We start from the raw sequence: 19,789 nt of genomic DNA, 5'->3' as shown, positions 1-19,789 counted from the left end.
GTGGGTGGCCTGCTCGCCCTTGGCGTAGGCCGTGACCGCGCTCTGGATGCCCCGGCCGATGTTCCAGGCGTTCTCGGTGCGGGTGAAACCCTGCCCCCACGGCGGACGGTAGGCGGGCGGGGCCATGGGCGGCTGGCCGCCGTTGTGGGAGCCCGCGCCGCCCTGCTGGCCGAGGTGAGCGGCGGCCGGGGTAGCGCGCTGGCCGGAGAAGGTGGGGTTGCCGCCCAGCCCGGATCCGCTGGCGCGGGCCTGGAGCGGGCCGCTCTGGTGGCCGCCGGGCTTGTTGACGCTGCCGTGCAGCGCCTTGATCGCCTTGGCCAGGCCGTCCAGGACGGTGGCGTATTTGGTGTGGGAGGTGACCAGCTTGTCCACGCCCCGGTCGAACCGGTCGACGGTGCGCTGAATGCCTGCCACCCCGAGCAGCGCTACCGCATTCGGGGACGTGGCCTTGGCGCTGCTGGGTTCTGCTGTGCTTGCCACATCTGTCTCCTCTCGATGCGCTCGGCTGCTCGGGCCAGGAAGTAGCGGCGTTCGGAAACGGTCAGGGCTCGCGCCTGGGCGAGTGTCCAGCCGTAGGTGAGGATGAGCGCCTCGTACGCCTCGAACAGGTGGGTGCGGTCGCTACTCGCGAAACAGGGCCTCCACCGTGACGGCCAGCGTGCCGTCGTGGCCGCAGGCGGTGCAGTGGACGGGCACCTGGTCATAGCGCGGGCCGTAGCGGAGCTTGTCGAGCTCGGCGAGGATGCGCTGGCGGTCGGGCATGGACAACGAGCGCACCGGGCCGGTCTCGCCGCGGACGGCCAGGTCGCTGTGGCCGGGCCGGTGGATGGAGATGACCGAGCGCGACAGCAGCAGCGTGTTCTGCTCGGCGATGTTGAGCCGGTCGGTTCGGGTAGAGCTCAGGACGGTCTTCTGGTCGGCGCCGATCAGGGCGCGGGCCTTGACGTGGCCGCCCTTGCGCAGGGCGATGGTGTAGGTGTCGTCGCTCGGGCCGGTGGCGGTCTTGACCGGGATCTCCTCCAGGCCGACCGTGAGGGCGAAGTCCTCTCGGCAGCCGGGGCAGCGGTAGCGGTCGTAGCGGATGCTGTCGCCGAAGGTGACGCGGCGGATGCCGAGGATGAGCGCGTCGCGGTCGCCGATGGTGAGCCGGTCCAGCAGCAGAGGGGTGGCCTCCAGGCCCTCGACCTCGACGACGCCGCACTTGAGCAGCGCGTCGACCAGGCGTTCGCTGTGGCCGGTGGCCGCGGCGCGGGCCAGCTCTTCCTCGTGTTCGCCGGTCAGTTCGCGCACGCGGGCGGCGCGCAGTTCCCTGCCGTCCAGGATGGAGCGCGAGGGCAGGGTGACCACGTCGTCGGCGGGGGCTGGCATGTCCACATGGGCGACGGTGGAGGCCAGCGCGTCGGCGATGTCGGCGGCCGAGGTGCTCAGGTCGTCCAGGGGGTTCCGGTAGTCGTTACTGGTCATGGTGCGTGTCTTTCTGCCGATGCTGGAACGTTCCAGGGATTAGAACTTGACCTCGGAAGCGCCCGCGTCCTTGGCCAGCTTCATCTCGAAGCCTTCGTGGGCGAGGGTGAGCTGCTGGATGATGATCGAGTTGGCGCCGGCGTCCAGGTCGCTGAAGGCGACGGAGGTGGGCCAGGCGTTGAGGACCTTGAAGGCGGCCTTGACCTTGCCCTTCTCCCCCCAGGCGCCGGGCGTGGGATGGTCCAGGACGTTGATGGTCAGGTCCATGCGGAAGTCGCCGAGCGTTCCACCGCCACCGCCCTGCACGACGGTGAAGATCGTCTGCATCCAGTTGAGCATGTACGGCTCGCCGACGCACAGGCCGTTGGACAGGGTGATGGGCGAGAAGTCCGACTGGCCGGGCATCTTGCGGGTGGTGGTGTTCCAGCCGCCCTCGCGGTACGGGATGACCTCGGTGGTGATGTTCAGTCCGGACACGGACATGAACCCGGCGTTGGCGAAGCCGAGCTTGGAGGACTCGGATCCGATGTTGACGATGAACTTGAACGAGCGCAGGGGGTCCTGCTTGAGCCGCTCGGTGTCGGCCATGACAAAGCCTCCGAAGGGGGAAAGGGGGAGTTCGGGGAGCGGAGGGATCAGAGGTTGTCTTCGGCCGAGTCGGTGCCGCCGTGGTGCTGGCCGAGCCGGATGATCACGAATTCCGCCGGGTAGCGCAGGGCGACGCCGATGTCGATGTTGAGGCGCCCGGCGTTGATCTGGGACTGCGGGTTGTTGTCCTGGTCGCAGCGCACGAAGAAGGCTTCGGACTCGCTCTGACCTGCCAGCACGCCTGCCTTGAGCAGGCCGGACAGGTACTTGGTGAGGACCAGGCGTACCCGCTCCCACAGGTCGGGCCCGTTGGGCTCGAAGACGGCGAAACGGCTGGTGTCGGCCAGCGTCTTGCGCAGCATGATCAGCGTCCTGCGGACCGGGACGTAGCGGTCGGGCAGTTCGCGCTTGAGCGTGCGGGCGCCCATGATGCAGTGGCCGTAGCCGGGGATCAGGCGCACGACGTTGATGTGGGCGTCTGCCAGCGTGTCCAGCTCGCCCTCGGTGAAGCGGGCCTCGGCTGCCACGACCGCGGCCAAGGTGGTGGGGATGCCAGCGGGGGCCTTGGCGACGTGCCGTTCGACGTCGGTCTTGGCCATCTGGCCGAGCATCGCGCCGCCTGGCGGGAGCAGCCGCACCGCGCCGTACAGGGTGGAGCTCGGGTCGCTGGTCATGATCCACGGGCCGTAGATGGCCGCGTAGGAGGAGGCGACCAGCGGGGTGGCGGCGTTGACCATGGACAGGTACCCGGCCATGACCTGGGCGGAGGTGGAACCCTCGGCGGCCCTGGGTCCGTCGATGACGACGAAGACCCGTCCGGTGGAGGCGGCCCAGTCGATGATCGGGTTGAGCACCGCCACCTGGGAGACGCCGGGCAGGTTGAGGTCAAAGTTGATCGCCGGGACGTCCTGGAGGGACTTGGCAGCCTCGGCCAGATCGTACGCCTGCACGCCCTCCGAGCCGCCGTTGAGGACGAGGGTCTGGGCCGGGACCACGTCGGTGGCCGGGTTGTACTGATACCCCTCGGTGTTGACCTTCTGGTTGGCCAGCCGGAGGTAGATGCTGCCGGAGTAGGGGCTGTTGACGATCGAGATGACGTAGCGGGAGTCACCGGGGTCGCTGGACAGGTCGGTGAACCGCTCGGACTCGCGGCCGTCGTCGAGCACGATCAGGTCGAAGCGGCCCGACGGCGCCCCGGTGGGCACGATCTTGATGCTGGTGGCGTTGCCCCACACGCCCTCGGCCAGCGCGGTGACCTTGAAGGCGGGCTTGGGTCCCTGGTCCTGGGCCTTGGTGGAGTCCATCAGGGTGGCCGTGGCCGCAACGGCGTCCGCCCGGGTGGCCCTGGCGATGAAGCATGAGGTGCCGCCGTTGGCGAAGTAGAGGTAGACCGCGTACGGCAGCCAGCTCGTGGGGCCGGTGAACCCGCCGAACAGGTTGACGTACTGGGCCCAGGAGCGGACGCGGGTCGGCAGGGTCGGGCCCTTGGGCGCGATGCCGACGAACGCGGCCACCGCGCGTGAGGCTGATCCGTCGCCCAGGCCCGGGGGCGCGAGGTTTTCCTCGACATAGACCCCTGGCGTGAGGTAATTCGCCACTCATATCTCCTTGGTCAGCCGTTGTCCGGCCACGCGAAATCGTTGGAAACCTGGTCGACCTCAAGCGGCACGACCGACTGGGTGATGGACTCGACGCGCAGGTATTTGGTGAGTTCGCCGGGGAAGAATTCAGATGCGACGCGCACCAGGTACGAGGCGGAGAAGAGACGTTTTCCATTGGCGTCGACGAGCTCGGCGAATTCCGGGCCGCCCAGGACGTCCAGGCTCACAAGGACCCTGTTTTCGGGGATCTCCAGGAACCCGCCCTGGTGGGGAAGCCGGTCGCTCTTGGCCAGGCGCGCGGCCAGTTCCACCAGGTGCGCCTGGCTGCGGGCCAGGACCTGGATCTGGTAGTCCAGGTCGTACGGGATGGGGTGGTCGTGGCTGTAGTAGTCCCAGGTCGCGCCTGTCGGGCGTTCGGGGACGTCTTCCAGGCGGTAGGGCAGGCGCATGAAGCCGTGGTGCTGGCGGCCTTCGGCACGGGTGATCGCCTGGCGGGTCAGCACGATGACCGGGTAGGTCATGTCGGCCGACTCGGGCTCGGGGGTGGAAAAGCGCGCCGGAACCTCCAGCCGCCCGCCTGCGGTGGGTACTGAAAGCGCGGACAGCTTGCGCTTCAGCGCAGTGTCCTCATTCAGAATCCACGGCATTCAGCCCGCCACCCATTACCCGTTAAATGGAAAACAATCGTCACCATTTAGGGTAAAAGTGCGGCCTGGAGAAAAGTTAATGCCGGGCTTTACCTGTTACGCGCCGGACTGAGAGTTCCACCAATTCGAGAATTGCGGGTCGCCGTACAGGTCTTCCTTTTTCATTTGCACGGCGTCGATGCCGACGATGACGTCGCGGGTGCGGAGCTGGCCGAGGACGCGGATGCTGGTCACGCGGAAGACGCGGGTGTCGTAGACGAGCCGGTCGCGCAGGTAGCGCCCGTGTTCGATGTCGATGCGGGTGAACCCGGCGCGTTGCATCTGCGCGAACCCTGCCGACAGGTGCAGGCTGTCGGTCCAGGTCAGGCCCGCTTGCCGCTGCTCCGCGCTACCCTCTTCGCGCACCACGCTGAGGGCGCGCAGCGGGAACGGCTCGGCGAACACGCGCCCGGCGCCGGTCGACTCGCCGTAGGTGTCGTGGAACTGCGACAGCTCGCGGGTGAAGCGGTAGTAGTCGACGTCCTGGCCGTAGATGCGCTGGAAGCCGTCCAGGGCGCCGTCGATCTCGCCGGATTCGTAGGCCGGGTCGAAGCGGCCCTTCTTGAAGTCCAGGCGGGCCATCATGCGCCGTACCCGCCCCAGATGGGCGAGGGCAGGCCGGACTCGTCCTCGTGCGGGGCGTCGATGGGCGGCAGCAGCCGGCGGGGTGGCTGGTAGTCGTCGTACTCCCGGCTGGCGAAGACGGGGACCAGGCGGCCGGTCAGGCGCGAGACGCGCCGCAGGGTGGAGACCTCGATGCGGTACAGGCCGATGTTGAGTTGCTGGCACAGCTTCTCGTAGCGCGCCTGCAACGACTCGATATGGCCCATCAACTGCTGGTAGCGCTGGGCTCGCGACAGGTGCGTTCCCTCGGCAGTCCACACGTCCACGTCGGAGGCGGCATCGGTGGCCATCGCCCACAGCGCCTCGATGGTGGCCAGGATCGCCAGCGGTTCTTCTTCCACCGCGGGGAGTGTGGCCAGGGTGAGCGGCGTCTCCTCGTAGTAGATGAACCCGTTGGCGTTCCTCTTGCGGACCGTGATCTCCCGCTCGTGGCAGTGCTGGCGTGCGGCGTCCTGCACGAACTCAGTGATCTCCGCATCGGTGAACAGGGTGTGCGCCGTGCCGGTCACCAGCAGGGACGATCCGGGCCTCAGTTCCTCGTGCAGATCCAGTGCCCCGGCCGCGCTATCGAGGGTGTAGGCGCTGGCGGGCAGGTCGCTCACCTGAGAGCCGGTCACCAGCGACACGATCACGCCCGTGAGGTAGCGGTGGCCGATGTCGAAGGCGCTTCCGGGTGTGTCCAGGACGACACGCAACGGGTAGCCGGGATCGCCCAGGGCCTTGCGCACGCGCGACACCAGCACGCCGATCTCTGCCATGCACCTATCTTCCGATTCGGGGTGTTCAAACTGGTATCGGCTAGTTCGTACGGCTAAGATCCGCGATCAACGGGCGCACGAGAAAGAGACCACGTGGACAAGCGCTACGACCCTTACACCTATCCCTCCGGCGGCGACCCCGAAGACCTCGCCCGCTGGCAGACCCTCCACGACGCCGCCCGCAATCCGGAGTTCATCCCCGTCACCGACCCCGAGACCGGCGAGGTCCTGCGCCACGCTGACGGGACGCCGGTGATGTTCCCCAAGCCGCTCGAGCAGCGCATGGCGCCTTACATGGACGCCTCCCGGATCTGGCGGCTGCGCCTGGGCGCGGCCGGTGCCATCGGGGTGGTGCTCATCTTGCTGATGGTGGCCCTGCGCGATACCGGGGAGTGGATCGTCGAGCGCATCCTGGCGCCCGCCTTCGGCGTCGCGCTGCTCGGCGGTGCGGCGTTCCTGATCATCCGGCACGGCTGGAGCATCGTCCGCTTCGTCTTCTATGACGTGTGGCGCCGACCGGACACTTGGCGTTGAGCTGCGTCACTGAGCCAAGACCCCCGAGCCGGCCATGGGCTCGGGGGTCTTGGCATCCCCGGGTAGCGACGCCGGAGCTAGGACTGCGACATGGTCAGCTTGCCGATGGCGATTTGCAGCGCCTGTCCGTTGACAGCCTGCTGGCTCACATCCAGCGCCCAGGTGTAGAGCACGTCGCCCGTGGTGCCCACCTGGGGGGTGACCAGCGCTGCGTGCGTCACCGGGGTCGACATGTCCGCCGAGACCGGGCCGAAGGTGACCACGCCCGCGTTGCTCGACTGGGAGGGCTTGGCCAGTGTCGCCGGGGTCCAGGTGATCTGCTGACGCGAGTAGCCTGCGGTCGTCACCTCCGGCAGTGAGGACAGGCCCGCGTTGTCCAGCGGCGCGGAGGTCAGCAGGGCCAGGTAGACGTTGCGCGCAGCCGTGTAGCCGAGTGCCCGTCCGGTGATGTAGTCGAGCTGGAGTTGCGCGCCGAGCGCCGTGGGTCCGCCGGGCATCAGCTCACCGCCACGAAACGCTGCTCGAACTCAGTGACGCCCACCGCGATGGTCTGCACCGAGTCATCGGCCCTGGTGTAGTCGGCCAGGACGGTGTCCTCCTCCGACAGGCCGATGCCGGGCGTGCCTGGGGGGTAAATGCCGGTCACCACCACTTCGGCGCCAGCCGGGAGCGAGCCCGGCCCGACCCCGAAGTCGTCGACCAGCCGGTAGAGCTTGCCGACCTCGGCGATCAGTTGAGCCACGTGTAGCCCTTCTCCTCCAGGTGGGCTGCCACGTGGGCCGGGACGGTGTAGGTCTTTCCGCGCAGGAAGGTGTAGCTGGTGCCGACACCAACGCAGATGTCCTCCAGGTCCTCCAGGACCCGGATCTTGCGCGTGGGCACGTCGACCTCGACCGCATCGGCCACGACGATCTCCTCGTCGTCGACCTCCTGAGGGATCCCGGTCAGGGTGGTGATTTCACCGGCCCGGGCCTTGAGCTCCTCGGCGCGTTCCTCGGCCAGTTCGGCAGCCTTGCGGCCGGTCAGATCGGTGGGTGACTTGCGACTTACAGCCACGATGAAATAGCTCCGATTGCATTGGGGGATGACGACACCCAGATCGCTCGGACGCCAGGCGAGGGGCGCCCGAGCGGTCCGGCATTAGTTGGTGCGAAGCTCGATGACGGCTTCCTTGGTGATCAGGCCGAGGCCCCAGATCGAGTACCATGCGATGGAATGCTCGCGGCCGTGGTCGAGCACGCCGCCGTCGCGGAGCTCGACGGGCAGGCTGATCGCATGGCCGAACGCATTGTCCCCGATGATCGTCGAGGAATAGGTCTGGGCGGTGTCCGCGCCGACCGTCAGCGCCCGGTTCTTGACCTGAGTGGTCTCGATGAAGACGACGTCGTCGATGCGGCCGATCTCGCCGAGCGCGAAGTTGCCCGGGGAGGCGTACTTCGTCATCTCGATCCAGCTCGGGTCATCCCGGAGCTTGCGGGACTGGTGCGGGTGAACGAACGCGACGTAGGTCTCGCCCAGGCGCGGCACATTGGCAGTGGCGAGCTTCTCGACGGCGTCCTTCACCAGGGCGGTCGTGAAGTGGTAGCCGCCCTTGGCCAGCAGGTCCGGGTTGGCCGCGGCGGAGCCGAGGTCGTACGGGGAGATGCTCGTGGCCGGAGCGGACGGCGCCGAGAGCTTGTTGTAGCCCAGCAGCAGGTTCGGCGTCTGGAGCAGGGTGTCGCGGGCCTGGGAGTCGAGGTAGAGGGCCATGTTGCGGCCCAGCAGCCGCGATGCCGAGGCCATCACGTCGTCGAAGCTGGCGTTGAGCAGGAGCTCGGATACGGCCACGGCCATGCCGTGCTCGGCCACGGTGATGCTGTACTGGGAGGCCGACAGCGCGTAGGTCTCCATGCGGACGCCTTCAGTGAGCTGCTTGGCATCCGGGAGCTGGTTGTAGCGCATGAAGTTGATCGTCAAACCGGGCGTGACACCGAGCTCAGTCTTCTTGATCGCGAACTGCTCATACCGGAGGATCGGCATGGCCGCGAAGAGGATCTCCTTCGACCAGACGCCCTGGATGGCCGGGGACAGGCCACTACCGGACTGGTAGTACGCCCCGGGCGTGGCGACGGTGCCGTTACCGCCAGCGACGGTCGCGAGGTTGGGGGTACCGGTGATTGCAGAGGGCACTTGCTAGGTTTCCTTAACCGAAGAGGCCGTGAGAGGCGTTGGGGGCTGCCGCGCGGCCGATCAAGGCGGGCCGGAGCTTGGCGTATTCGGACATCGGCATGGCCCTGAGCTCTTCGGGTGTGATCGTCTTGGTTACGGAGTCCATGTCCAGGGGGCCGGTAGCGGCGTAGCCCGCCGGGGATACGCCGCGAGGAGCAGGCGGGGGCGCCACGGCCGAGGTGGCGGCCTGCATGTTGGCAACGATGCTGTTGGTCTTGTCCCGCAGCAGGGTGATGCTGGCTTCGACCTCATCCGGGGTGTTGCCGGAGATCAGGTCGACGAGCTCGGGGGCGATGGTGCCAGCCTCGCTCTCCTCGCGGACGCGGCGCTGCACGAAGCCCTGGAGCTCGGCGAACTGGCGGTCCTTCTCCAGGGCCGCTCGTTCGGTTTCCCGCTCGCGCTCGATCTGCGCGAAGCGGTCGTTCCACTCCTGCTCCTTGGTCTGGAGGAGCTGCCGTACGGACATCTCCTCCTCGCGCGCCTTGCGTTCGGCGTCCTCCCGCTCGGCCTGGAGCTGGGTGGCCTGCTCGGCTGCGGCCTTGCGCTCGGCGAGGACGTCTTCGAGCTGGGCCTGGAGCGTGGACAGCTTCTCGTCCTGCTTGGAGATGCGGCCGTACAGCTTGGCCTTCTCCTGCTCGCGGGCCTTTTCGATGTCGGCGGCGGTGAAGTGGTCACCGCTCGCGGGCGGCGGGGCCGCGGTAGCGGGTGCAGCGGTCGTCGGGTCAATCTCGGGCACTAACTCGTCTCCTAGGCGTCATCTGCGTCCGGATTTCGGCGCTGCGGCAATTTGGTGCCGTACGCCTGTGTCACCAGTTCGTTGATGAGGTTGTTTTCCTGAGAGCCGATGAGCCCGGCGAGTTCTTTATTCACCGGTGGCATCGGCACAGGGCCCGCGGATTCCGAATTAGTACTGCCTTGTAGCGGGGTTGAGTTTTCCTGAGGCGAACCATCGGGATTCATCCCAGTCATTTGAACGATAGCAGAGGCAATATGCGCGTTTAGCATGTCGAGCGCACCCTGCTCCTTGGCGTCGAGCACCAATTCCTCGAAAATCTCCTGGATTTTCTCGTCGGGGAATTCGACGCCCAAGTCCTTAAGCGCTCCGCGCTTGCTTTCCAAGCCGAGCGCCATCTTGGTCTGAATCTCATTGAGCTTGATCAATGCGTCGACAGGCAGCGGGGGCGGCCAGTCGACGGTCGTGCGGTACACCAGGGGGTCTGCCGGGTCGATGATGTACGGCTGGTCGTCCTGGATGATGCCGTCGGTGGCCGGGTCGTAGAAGCGCGTTTCCGGCTCGAAGACGAAAAGCGTCCGCAACACGAGTTCGTTGATCCGCCGCAGCCCTGCGGTGTAGTTGACCTTCTTGGCGTTGTAGCGGTTCATCATCGGCTGGTACTGAATGGCCAGGGCCACGCCGGAGGTGTTGGAGATCGGCTGGATTTGGCCGAGGGCCGTCTCGGGGACGCCGGTCATTTCGTGCATGGTGCGCTTCAGGAGTTCCAGGAACTCCATGGGGCCCGCCAGGTTGACGCCGTTTTCGAGGTTGAAGACGCTCGCGTCCTTGGGCAGGCCGCCCCAGACTTTCTTGGCGCCCTTTTCGAGGTTGGACGCCTTGGCCCCGGTGATGATCGTGACCGGCTCGGCGTGGTAGGCGATGATGTCCGCGACCTGGGTGGCGACCTCGTTGTAGGTCCTGTTCAGCGGGACAACGTCCTGGCAGTCGGCCAGACCCCAGGGCGAGCCGGAGACATCGACGTTGGGCACGTGGACGATCGGGATGCAGCCGAGCGGGTTGGCGCGGCTGTCGATCAAGTCGTCGTTGACGTATTCCTCGATGCGGTCGGCGGTGACGATCTCGGTGTACGTCATGACCTGGCGGGTGCCCTCTTGCGAGGTCGTCCAGAACTTGTACTTGATCTTGCAGCGGATCATGCGCTCCCGGTCGTGGGGGTGCCACTCGGGGAACACGAACGAGGAGTTCAGGGGAAGGACCCGGACGCGGCCGGGGTGCGTGTTGCCGGCCGGGTCGACGTAGGCCGGGTCGTATGCCACCTTGACGAAGCAGTCGCCGGACACGCCGCCTTGCTGCGCCATTTCGCGCAGGACCTTGGGCTTGTCGTTGTCGGTCTCCCAGACTCGGTTCAGCAGGGCCGGGACGATGTGGGCGTACTGCTTGGCCGAGGAGAACGTGACGCCGCGGGAGAAGGTGAAGTTCGCGACGAAGTCGGTCAGGGCCCGCACATAGTTCGAGGTGTGCTGGGTCTCCCCCGCCTCGCGCCGGTACGCGTGGTGATGGCCCAGATAGAAGGCCCAGTTGAGGGCGTACCGGTTCAGCCGAGGGCCGTGGACTTCAAATTCTTCGTCGGCCAACTCGACAAGGCCGAGCGGCGAGATGGAGATGGCAAGGTCTGAGCCCGCGGCGCGTTGTGCCGGTGGGTAGAACGCAATAGCCGACACGGACTCGCGAGACCTCTAACATCTCCAGCGCAAAGAAAAGCGCGCCCAACATTTCGCTTTTCAGCGTATGAAGGGCGCACTTTCGCTTTGTAATGCGGAGTTGCTATATGCGACGCGGGCGCATCAGTCGTTCACCGCGGCACCGTTACGGCGGGTGTAGTGGCCGCCGTATCGAGTCACCTGCTCGTATTCGATATGGCCGTGGTCTCCGTAGGAGCCGTGCGCGAACTCACCCAGGAAGGTGGGCGCCTCGATCCAGGAGCTGGAGCCGACGTGAGCGCGCTGCTTCAGGGTCTCGGCCGGCGCCTTCACGTAGACGTTGCGGTTGTGGTTCGGGCGGCCCGGGGCGGTGACGTAGCCCTGCATGATGCCGACCTGGAAGTCGTTGGGGACGTCGGTGTCAGTTGCCACGCCCTCCTCGAAGCGGAGGGGGCCGCGCCGGACACCGTTGACTCCCGCCTTGCGCTCGTAGACCGGGGTGATGCGCTCCGGGTACTGCGGGGACGGCGCGAGAGGGGAGGTCTCGATGGGATCTGCCATGTGGGAAATGCTCGCTTCCATGGAAATTAGCGACATTCCCAGAGTAGGAAGAATGGCTGTCCGGTTTGTAATTCAGCGGCGAAAGAACGGGTTATTGCCGACCTCGATCTCGGGCATTTGGTTGTCGTCAGAGGCCAGGATGCAGGCCATCGCCAGGGAGTCCGGGTAGTCGTCGTGGGCGTCGGCTTCGTTGGGAGCCTCGGCGAGCATGTACGGGCCGGTGTAGACGAGTTGGAGGTCTTCCATCTGCTGCGCGAAGCGGCGGTAGGTGCGCAACCGGCGGGTCTTGGCGTGCGCTGGCCAGGCGATCCGGTGCCTGTCGAGGAGCTGGGACAGGTGCTTCCAGCGCTTGGACTGGTCGGGCCGCTGGCTGCCGAGCGGGACGACCTCCACGCCTGGCATCAGGACCTGGAGGCGCTGGGCGACCGCATCGCCGACACCCCCGCTGTCCACGCCCACCTTGTAGACGTAGTAGTGGCTCATCCATTCCACCAACCGGAAGTATTGTTCCTCCCAGTTCATGCCGGACAGGTCGAGCCAGTTCAAGATCCGGTGGTTGTAGAAGCCGAACTCGTCCGGGTTGGCCCAGTCGACCCACACGGCCGTGGCGATGGTGGAGTCCTGCTTTCGGGCTGGGTCGATGCCCACCAGGATCGGGCTGCGATACCAGTCCTTCACGATCTCCATGCTCTTGTCGCCGAGGCTGGAGATGACCTCGGCCGTGGTGAACATGCCCTGAGCCAGCAGCCACATCAACCTGTACGACAGCTTGAACTCGTCGCTGTCCTCGCCGATTCTCAGCAGTTCCTTCTTCACGAACCGGCCATAGTGCGGATTGGCCTTGGCGGCGGCCTTCCAGTCGGCCTCGAAATGGTTCTGGCGAGAGCCTCGCTTGGTGGCCTGGCGCTTGTTGAGCTGGATCGTGCGGTAGAAGACACCCTTCTCGTAGGAAGGCGTTCCGGTGAAGACCATGGTGGCGTTAGTCGAGGCACCCATCGGGCCAATGCTCTTGTTGACGACTCTCTCGTCGGCACCCTGACACTCGTCGATCAGGATGACGTGGTAGGTGCGGCCCTCAATGATCGCGCGAGGGTGGCAGGTCTGCTTGCGCACGAGGGAGCCGGAGCGCAGGGTCAGCGTGCGGCCCTTGGCCCGGACGGAGTCGTCGATGTCCGGGTCGGTCATGAGTTCCATGGCGCGGTCACTGGTCAGGCGGGAGACGATGCGGGCGTACAGGTTGTCCGCCTGATCATCCACCGGAGCGAAGGCACCGACCCAGACACCCTCCCGAAATTTGCCCATGAGCTCGGGGAAGATCCTGGACAGCACGGGGAAGAGGATCATCACGGCCGCAATGACGTTGGCCACGGTCTCACTTTTCCCACTCTGCCGGGAGAAGAGCGCGGTCAAGGTGGCGCCATCACCGATGACGAGGGACTCGACGAATCGGCGGGCGAAAGGCTTCTGATATTCGTAGAGCGGATGCCCGCTTAGCTCGTCGACCACGACCATGGTCTTGTCGACAATGAGGTCGACGTTCGCCTGCGAGATTTCATCCAGCCGAACCTCGGTGTCCTCGCGCGCCTGGCGCTCGGTCTCCGTCTCATCCAGCAGTTCGTAGTCGAGCAGGTCATCATCGGCCGTCAATGTCACAATTCATACCCTCATTAGTCCTATTTCGAGGGTAAGAAAAAAGGCCCGCCACTTTGTAATGTGGCGGGCCGCGATTGGACTGGCCGGCTAGTCCTTCGCGCGCTTGGTCTGTGCAATGGAGCCTCGCTTCACGAGGATGTCGTTGACGGCTTGGCGTGTCAGCCCGAATGGCTCGCCGCATTCAGACGGCGGCAGGCCGACTACGTCGTACATGTAGGTGATCGCCGAGTCGCGGTCTTCCCTGCTGTAGATCCACGTCGGATCCTCCATGCACCAGATCGAGCAGTACACCCTGCGGTTGGCGTCGGCGTAGCCGATGAACCCCTGGCACGACCGGCATCGGATCTCGATGATGTCCTTCTTCTCACTGGCCATCGGTGACGTCCGGGGTAGTCAGCTCGAAGGTGTCCCTGATCTCCTGAAGCGCCTGGATGGTCTGCTCTAGGAGGGCGGGCGGGATGTTGATCCCGTGCCCGGCCCGCCAGAAGGTCTCCCCCGCATCGTCGACCATCTGGACCCACTCGCGGATCTCGACCCGCTCGCCCGCTCGCGGGTGCGTGCGGAGTGCAATCCTCAGTCGCTTGTCTGTGTACTGGCTGAGCGGCACGTCGAGCTGGACTTGCCTTACAGAATCCTCGGTCACTTCAGTTCCTTCGGTACGGGTTGGCGACCAGGACTGTACCAGAAAGCCGAAGTGCGAGTCGAGCTTTACGAGAATAGAGGTCCGCTATCCCAGGGAGACCGAAGGCCCCGGGAGCCGCTCCCCCGAGACCTTCGACTCACCCTATGCGCTCAGCTTTGCGCCGAGCAGTTCCAGGCACCCATCGGTGTCTTTGGTCCACAACTCCAGCGCCTCACGTTTGGCCGCAGTCCAGGAGCGCTCACTGGGGGATCCGTACGTGGCCTTGAGCCACGGTCCGGTCATGCCCTCTAGATCGTCCTCGGGATCCTTCAATCGGCGCTCGGCGATCTCCCTCAGGCACAGCATCACCGTTCGGCGAGGGAGGTCCCACAGGTTCGCCGGGACTGGCCGGATGATCGGTTCCTCAGGCTCCGGAAGAGCCGGAACCTGGGGCGGAAGGTCCGGAAGGTGAGCTTCTTCCGATGCTTCCGGCTCCGGAAGCGGCGTGCTCCTGTCGGTCGGAAGCGCGGAAGTCGCCGCTTCGTCGGAAGCAGACGCATGGGGGCTGGGCTTCCGGCTCACGAGAAGGCTTCCGACCTTCATGGCAGCTACGAAGGCGATGCTCGGAACCGCGCTGAGGTACCAGACGAGGGCTTCCGTCTGCTCGGCGTACCCGTTGTGGATTCGGTTCCAGATGACGTTGAGGCTGTAGCTCACGAGGGTTGCCAGGACGGAGAACCAGAACGCCTTGTTCCGCGTCTTGCGGTCCTGGGCGACGCTCCAGACCACGAGGGTGACGGCTTCCAGAAGAATGACGCCGCCTGGGAGCAGGTACGCCTGGGCGCCACCCATGCCGTTCCACCCGACAGAGGCGGCCAGTTGGCTCTGGTCGCCGAGGGACAGTCCGGCCACGCAGAGGGCGGCCAGCATCGTGCCCGCCTGGATAGTTCGGGTGACCTTGGTCGAGGTCAGACCACTATCGTTGTTTGAGGACATTGGGAGTCTCCAGCTCTCTCTGTTCCCAGAGGCCCTGACTGCGTGGCTGCGCCGTCGGGGCCTCGTTGTGTTGTGGGACAGATGAGATCACACGAGCTGCATTTTTGGCGAATAGGTCCCTCGCATCGCTATTGACCGCCAAACACCCTTACGCACCCATGTATCAGGCGATATTCTGGTCCTCTACCAGAATTTCTACCCAAGACGATCGCCATATCGCTGGATGATCAAGGAATGCCCTGGTAGAAGCATGAACCTCAAGGGCTTTCTTAGGCGCTCGGGAGAAGACGAGCAAGCAAACGACTCATCAAGCGTGTCTTACCGACCAGGCTCCAATTCAGCCGGATATCCCGCCCAACACCCGCTTTTGGGCCCCAGCCCCGCTTTCATCCCCCCATCCCGGTCCACACCCTTCGGTCACGACTACGCCACGCGCTCCCCAGAACCATCCCACCTGGCCCCTCCGGGACACACCTGGCCATCGTTGTCCGCTGAGCCTGACTCAGGGGGTCGGGGCCGCGTGCTCGCCCTCGTGCGGCCGGGAACGGACGACCCGGTGGCCCGGCCACGGCCTCCACCCGCGCGGCGCGGCCGTCGCTCCCCCGTGTGACCTCCTCGGCAGAACCAATGCGACGCAGGACCAATACCGCACAGGACAGAAGCCGCACAGGACAGAAGCCGCACAGGACAGAAGCCGCACAGGACAGAAGCCGCACAGGACAGAAGCCGCACAGGACGGAAGCCGGGCAGGACGGAGGCCGCGTGGGACGGAGGCCGCGTGGGACGGGCAGGGCCGTGGTGAAGGGGCAGCGGGAACTCTGCGCACGCCGCACCGGGTGAGGGGCTAGGGGTGGTCCTCTTCCAGGTCGATGCCCTCCTGTTCTAGGGCTTCCCGGATCACGCGGAAGGCGAGGCCGCCGGAGTAGCCCTTGCGGGCCAGCATGCCGGCGAGGCGGCGGGTACGGGCCTGAGGGTCGAGGCCGCGGGTGGAGCGTAGTTTGCGGTCCACCAGTTGGCGGGCCATCTCGGCTTCCTGGTCGGAGTCGAGGCGTTCGACGGCATCGTTCACGGTGTCGTTGTCGACGCCGCGATGGCGGAGTTCGGCGGCCAGGGCGCGACGGGCCAGGCCGCGGCCGTGATGGCGGGAGTCGACCCACGCCTCGGCGAACGCCTCGTCGTTGATCAGCCCAAGCTCGGTGAACCGGTCGAGTACGGCGTTGGCCGCCTCCTCCGGAACCTCCCTCTTCCTGAGGGCCTCGGCCAGTTGGGCTCGGGTTTTGGGGGCCATGGTCAGCAGGCGCAGGCAGATGTTGCGGGCCACCGACTCCGGGTCGGCCGGAGGGGACGAGGCCGCGCCGGAGCCCTGGTCCGGCCCCTCAGGCAGCCGGCCACTATCCGCCCGAAATCGCGTCCCCCTACCGGACCCTCTACCCCGCCGTCCCTTCCCCCGCCCACCGCGGCCACCCGTGCCCCGGCCATCCGCGCCGCCGGCATCCCAACCGCCTACGCCGTCGTCACGCCCACTCTGGCCGCCTGCGCCACCCGCGCCCCAACCGCCTACGCCGCCGTCGCGGTCGTTCCGGTCCTGGCCGCCCAGACCCCAACTGCCCGGGCCGCCGACGCCAAGGGCGGAGCCGGTGTCCTGGCCATCCATGCCGGCGTCAGGACCGGTGTCCTGGACGCCCCTGTCGCGATCGGTGTCCGCGTCGCGGGTGGATCGTGCCTTACGGCGTCCGCGCTGGGTCCCACGTCGGCGGCCGCGGCCGGTGTCGTCCTCGTCCAACGCATCGAAGAACCCACCACCAGCGGGGCCGCCCGGCGATCCGTCCCCAAGCGCCCCGTCTCCAGGAACCCCGGGCATCTCGAAGCCGCCCGGCGAAGGCGTGTCGTCAGGCCCCCACGTCATCCAGGGAGCAGACGCCTCCGGCTCCTTCCAGGGCTCCTCGGGCTCCTGCCGGGGAGCTGAATCCTCGTCCCCCCGCCGGGGAACCGGGTCATCGTCGCCCGAGAAACGGCGGCGAGCGGCGCGGACCTCGTCCAGCGACGACGGCCACCCACCCGCGCCCTGCTCCGGGCCCGCAGAGTTACCCAAGCCCGCGGAGTTGCCCTGGCCCGCAGACCGGCTTCCGCGCGCGGCGGAACCCCCACGGGCGGAGGAACTCCGGTAACCGGGGGAACCCTCACGAGCAGCGGAACCCCCGTCTCCCGGGGAACCCCCGTAACCGTCAGCGGCAGAACCCCCGCGGCCAGAGGAACCCCCACCACCGGAGCCCCTGCGGCGGCGGGCCGGTTCGGTGGTGGGGACGTCCGGCCAGGCGCCCCAGTCGTGGGGGTGAGACGCCTGTGCCGCTTCGTCCTTGTCGTTCACGTGCCGACCGATCAGACGTCACCCGGCTTCGGCGTGGCCGCCTTGGCGCCCCGCCCGGCGGCGGCAGGGGCGGGGGCGGCTCCGGCCCCTGCTGCGGCGGGAGCCGGAGGGGCGTCGGCCGGGGCGTCGAGGCGGGGGCCCACGCCCAGCTTGTCCTTGATCTTCTTCTCGAGCTCGTTGGCCATGTCGGGGTGGTTCTTCAGGAAGTTGCGCGCGTTTTCCTTGCCCTGGCCGAGCTGGTCGCCCTCGTAGGTGTACCAGGCGCCGGACTTGCGGACGAAGCCGTGCTCGACACCCATGTCGATCAGGCCGCCCTCGCGCGAGACGCCCACGCCGTACAGGATGTCGAAGTCGGCCACGCGGAACGGCGGGGCCATCTTGTTCTTCACGACCTTGACGCGGGTGCGGTTGCCGACCGCCTCGGTGCCGTCCTTCAGGGTTTCGATGCGGCGGATGTCGAGGCGGACGGAGGCGTAGAACTTCAGCGCCTTGCCACCGGTCGTGGTCTCGGGCGAGCCGAACATGACGCCGATCTTCTCGCGCAGTTGGTTGATGAAGATGGCGGTGGTGCCGGTGCTGTTGAGGGCGCCGGCGACCTTGCGCAGGGCCTGGGACATCAGGCGGGCCTGCAGGCCCACGTGGCTGTCGCCCATCTCGCCCTCGATCTCGGCCTTGGGCACGAGGGCGGCCACGGAGTCGATGACGATGATGTCGACGGCGCCCGACCTGATGAGCATGTCGGCGATCTCGAGCGCCTGCTCGCCGGTGTCCGGCTGGGACACCAGGAGGGCGTCGGTGTCGACGCCGAGCTTCTTGGCGTACTCGGGGTCGAGGGCGTGCTCGGCGTCGATGAAGGCGGCGATGCCGCCCGCGCGCTGGGCGTTGGCCACGACGTGGAGGGCGACGGTGGTCTTGCCCGAGGATTCGGGGCCGTAGACCTCGACGATCCGGCCGCGGGGAAGGCCGCCGATGCCCAGCGCCACGTCGAGCGCGATCGACCCGGTGGGGATCACCTCGATCGGCGCGCGGGCGTCGTCGCCCAGGCGCATGACGGTGCCCTTGCCGAACTGCCGCTCGATTTGCGCGAGGGCAGTCTCAAGGGCCTTCTCGCGGTCGTTGATAGCCATGGGAACTCCCCTGAAGGGTCGTGGTCCGGTCGGTCGAGAGCAAGCTACGGGCTGCCACCGACAATTTCCCGCCGTCGCCACGAAGTCGCGGTCCGGCGTGTTCATAGTAGCCGAACGACTGTTCGATCAGGGACCGAACACGCTACAACGACCCACGCCTCCAGGGCCCGGTGATCGCGAAGGTGATCCCCGGCGTCTGGATGTTGGCGAACAGCCAGTTCCCACCGGCGTCGAAGGTGGATCCGCACCACTCCGAGCCCCGGTAGTCCCCCGGCGCCACGCTCTTGCCCGGCACGCCGCCGTCGGGGATCACCACGTTGTTCTCGGCGAACGGGAAGATCTCGCCGTCCGTCGTGAGCCCGTGCAGGAACTCCGCGCCGCTGCCGTCCTCGCACAGGACGATGCCGCCGCGGGGGCTGACGCAGATGTTGTCGGGGTTGTTCAGCACGGCGGCGTCGGGCGAGGCGAACAGCACCTTCATCCGGTCGCGCCGCAGGTCGTATTCGAACACCTGCCCCTGGCCGGTGGGCCCGCCGCTGGTGCTGACGATGTATACCTTCTGCCGGTGGTACCAGGCGCCTTCGAGCCTGCGGAAGGAGGCGCCGCCCTTGGCGATGCCCTGCCGCACCGTGGAGGTCTCCCCGGGGCCCGGGTCCGGGTTGTCCACGACGACCCAGCCGATCTTGGGATAGACCGTCCCGGTTCCGTCCGCGTACGTGGTGTAGGGGGAGTCGCCGATCGTGAGCATCTCCAGCGTGCCGCCCTTGCCCAGCTCGCCGCGGACCTTGGGGCGGAAGCGGTAGAGCCCGCTGGGCGTGGCGTCCTCGGTCTCGTAGACGTAGCCGGTGCGCGGGTCCACGGCGACCGCCTCGTGGGAGAAGCGCCCCATCTCCTTGTACGGCGTGGCCGCCGAGATCCCGTCGTGGGGGACCTCGAAGATGTACCCGTGCCGGACCTCGCCGTTGACCAGCGTGGTCTCCTCGCACGACAGCCAGCTGCCCCACGGGGTGGGTCCTCCGGCGCAGTTGCGCACGGTTCCCGACAGGGAGGCCCAGGAGGCTAGCCAGGCGCCCTTGCGGGTGTCGAAGACGAGGTTGGTGGTGCCGCCCCCGGCCTGGGGGTCGTAGTGGGGGTCGAGGTAGGCGCCGTTCAGGTCGCCGACCTCGTGGTTGCGGACCAGGACGGTCGTGTGCGGCCCGCCGTACCTGAAGCCCCATCGCGGGCGGAAGGTGGCCATGCCGTCGTGCAGGGCGGGGGTGGGGCGGCCGTCGGTCATGCGGTCGCCGGTCCAGCCGTGGGAGACGTAGGAGAAGCCTCGGGGGAGTTTGAGCAGTTCGAGGCCGGTGGTCCGGTCGCGGACCGGGCTCAGGGGGCCGTAGTCGACGCTGAACGGACGCTTCACCATCGTGGCGGCGTCCGCGGTGCGGACGGACAGGGCTGCGAGGGGTCCGCCGGCGGCTGCGCCGAGTGCCGCGGCGCGTAAGAAGCGGCGTCTGTCAATGGTTGCCATGGTCGCACCCTCCTCGTCGCCAGTGTCCGTCCGGCGACCGGTGGGTGTCACGC

At 67.0% G+C, this 19,789-nt stretch carries 21 protein-coding genes; 1 reads left to right on the top strand and 20 read right to left on the bottom strand.

Translation table 11 applies throughout. The annotated features are described in order from the left end of the window. Nucleotides 1-621: 621 nt before the first annotated feature. The 6 genes from FVE25_RS16350 to FVE25_RS16325 all read right to left on the bottom strand — a co-directional run bounded on the left by FVE25_RS16350 (nt 622) and on the right by FVE25_RS16325 (nt 5,721). A complete protein-coding gene (locus tag FVE25_RS16350) occupies nt 622-1,464 on the bottom strand; it encodes a T4 family baseplate hub assembly chaperone (protein WP_157247805.1) in 843 nt (280 codons plus the stop codon). A gap of 39 nt (nt 1,465-1,503) precedes the next feature. Beyond that, nucleotides 1,504-2,052 (bottom strand): phage tail protein, encoded by a 549-nt coding sequence (locus FVE25_RS16345; protein ID WP_157247804.1) that lies wholly within the window; start codon nt 2,050-2,052, stop codon nt 1,504-1,506. 47 nt (nt 2,053-2,099) lie between these two features. Then, nucleotides 2,100-3,650: a phage tail sheath C-terminal domain-containing protein gene (locus FVE25_RS16340; protein WP_157247803.1), complete on the bottom strand. Its 1,551-nt coding sequence runs from the start codon at nt 3,648-3,650 to the stop codon at nt 2,100-2,102. A gap of 14 nt (nt 3,651-3,664) precedes the next feature. Then, nucleotides 3,665-4,300: a hypothetical protein gene (locus FVE25_RS16335; protein ID WP_157247802.1), complete on the bottom strand. Its 636-nt coding sequence runs from the start codon at nt 4,298-4,300 to the stop codon at nt 3,665-3,667. 96 nt (nt 4,301-4,396) lie between these two features. Continuing rightward, the gene (locus tag FVE25_RS16330; protein WP_157247801.1) at nt 4,397-4,924 is read right to left on the bottom strand and encodes a hypothetical protein; all 528 of its coding nucleotides are present in this window, start codon (nt 4,922-4,924) and stop codon (nt 4,397-4,399) included. Next, nucleotides 4,921-5,721, bottom strand: coding sequence for a hypothetical protein (locus FVE25_RS16325; RefSeq protein ID WP_157247800.1), 801 nt, complete (start codon nt 5,719-5,721; stop codon nt 4,921-4,923). Before FVE25_RS16325 ends, FVE25_RS16330 begins: the two co-directional genes overlap by 4 nt. A 93-nt stretch (nt 5,722-5,814) precedes the next feature. On the opposite strand from FVE25_RS16325, the gene FVE25_RS16320 reads away from it, so the two are divergent. Next, entirely contained in the window at nt 5,815-6,255 is a 441-nt protein-coding gene (locus FVE25_RS16320; protein WP_157247799.1) for a hypothetical protein, read from the top strand. Nucleotides 6,256-6,332: 77 nt separating this feature from the next. Here the strand turns inward: FVE25_RS16320 and FVE25_RS16315 are convergent, their stop codons facing one another. The 14 genes from FVE25_RS16315 to FVE25_RS16250 form a co-directional block, all read right to left on the bottom strand. Beyond that, nucleotides 6,333-6,752 carry a phage tail fiber protein gene (locus FVE25_RS16315; protein WP_157247798.1) on the bottom strand — a complete coding sequence of 140 codons (420 nt, stop codon included), beginning with the start codon at nt 6,750-6,752 and terminating at the stop codon, nt 6,333-6,335. Next, entirely contained in the window at nt 6,752-6,997 is a 246-nt protein-coding gene (locus FVE25_RS16310; protein ID WP_157247797.1) for a hypothetical protein, read from the bottom strand. The genes FVE25_RS16315 and FVE25_RS16310 overlap by 1 nt, the downstream gene beginning before the upstream one ends. Beyond that, complete coding sequence (locus FVE25_RS16305) at nt 6,985-7,311, bottom strand: hypothetical protein (RefSeq protein ID WP_157247796.1); 327 nt, start codon at nt 7,309-7,311, stop codon at nt 6,985-6,987. Before FVE25_RS16305 ends, FVE25_RS16310 begins: the two co-directional genes overlap by 13 nt. An 84-nt stretch (nt 7,312-7,395) precedes the next feature. Next, nucleotides 7,396-8,424 (bottom strand): N4-gp56 family major capsid protein, encoded by a 1,029-nt coding sequence (locus FVE25_RS16300; RefSeq protein ID WP_246267096.1) that lies wholly within the window; start codon nt 8,422-8,424, stop codon nt 7,396-7,398. 13 nt (nt 8,425-8,437) lie between these two features. After that, nucleotides 8,438-9,199, bottom strand: coding sequence for a hypothetical protein (locus tag FVE25_RS16295; RefSeq protein ID WP_157247795.1), 762 nt, complete (start codon nt 9,197-9,199; stop codon nt 8,438-8,440). An 11-nt stretch (nt 9,200-9,210) separates the two neighbouring features. After that, nucleotides 9,211-10,920, bottom strand: a complete 1,710-nt coding sequence (locus FVE25_RS16290; RefSeq protein WP_157247794.1) for a phage portal protein — start codon at nt 10,918-10,920, stop codon at nt 9,211-9,213. A gap of 123 nt (nt 10,921-11,043) precedes the next feature. Beyond that, complete coding sequence (locus FVE25_RS16285) at nt 11,044-11,460, bottom strand: hypothetical protein (protein ID WP_157247793.1); 417 nt, start codon at nt 11,458-11,460, stop codon at nt 11,044-11,046. Nucleotides 11,461-11,532: 72 nt separating this feature from the next. Next, nucleotides 11,533-13,113 (bottom strand): phage terminase large subunit family protein, encoded by a 1,581-nt coding sequence (locus FVE25_RS16280; protein ID WP_246267095.1) that lies wholly within the window; start codon nt 13,111-13,113, stop codon nt 11,533-11,535. Between the two features lie 87 nt (nt 13,114-13,200). After that, complete coding sequence (locus tag FVE25_RS16275; RefSeq protein WP_157247792.1) at nt 13,201-13,488, bottom strand: hypothetical protein; 288 nt, start codon at nt 13,486-13,488, stop codon at nt 13,201-13,203. Continuing rightward, nucleotides 13,478-13,756 (bottom strand): hypothetical protein, encoded by a 279-nt coding sequence (locus FVE25_RS16270; RefSeq protein ID WP_157247791.1) that lies wholly within the window; start codon nt 13,754-13,756, stop codon nt 13,478-13,480. Before FVE25_RS16270 ends, FVE25_RS16275 begins: the two co-directional genes overlap by 11 nt. 141 nt (nt 13,757-13,897) lie before the next feature. Beyond that, on the bottom strand, nt 13,898-14,731 hold the full coding sequence (locus tag FVE25_RS16265; RefSeq protein WP_157247790.1) for a hypothetical protein: 834 nt from the start codon (nt 14,729-14,731) through the stop codon (nt 13,898-13,900). Between the two features lie 844 nt (nt 14,732-15,575). Next, entirely contained in the window at nt 15,576-16,385 is an 810-nt protein-coding gene (recX, locus tag FVE25_RS16260) for a recombination regulator RecX (protein ID WP_157248347.1), read from the bottom strand. Nucleotides 16,386-17,110: 725 nt separating this feature from the next. Further along, nucleotides 17,111-18,226, bottom strand: a complete 1,116-nt coding sequence (gene recA / locus FVE25_RS16255) for a recombinase RecA (RefSeq protein WP_157247789.1) — start codon at nt 18,224-18,226, stop codon at nt 17,111-17,113. A gap of 142 nt (nt 18,227-18,368) precedes the next feature. Beyond that, complete coding sequence (locus FVE25_RS16250) at nt 18,369-19,736, bottom strand: alkaline phosphatase PhoX (RefSeq protein WP_157247788.1); 1,368 nt, start codon at nt 19,734-19,736, stop codon at nt 18,369-18,371. Nucleotides 19,737-19,789: the final 53 nt, after the last annotated feature.

It is taken from the genome of Nonomuraea typhae (genome assembly GCF_009760925.1).
GTDB lineage: Bacteria > Actinomycetota > Actinomycetes > Streptosporangiales > Streptosporangiaceae > Nonomuraea > Nonomuraea typhae.
The sequence above is the reverse complement of the archived record's forward strand: the minus strand, read 5'-3'. Positions and strand labels throughout refer to the sequence as shown.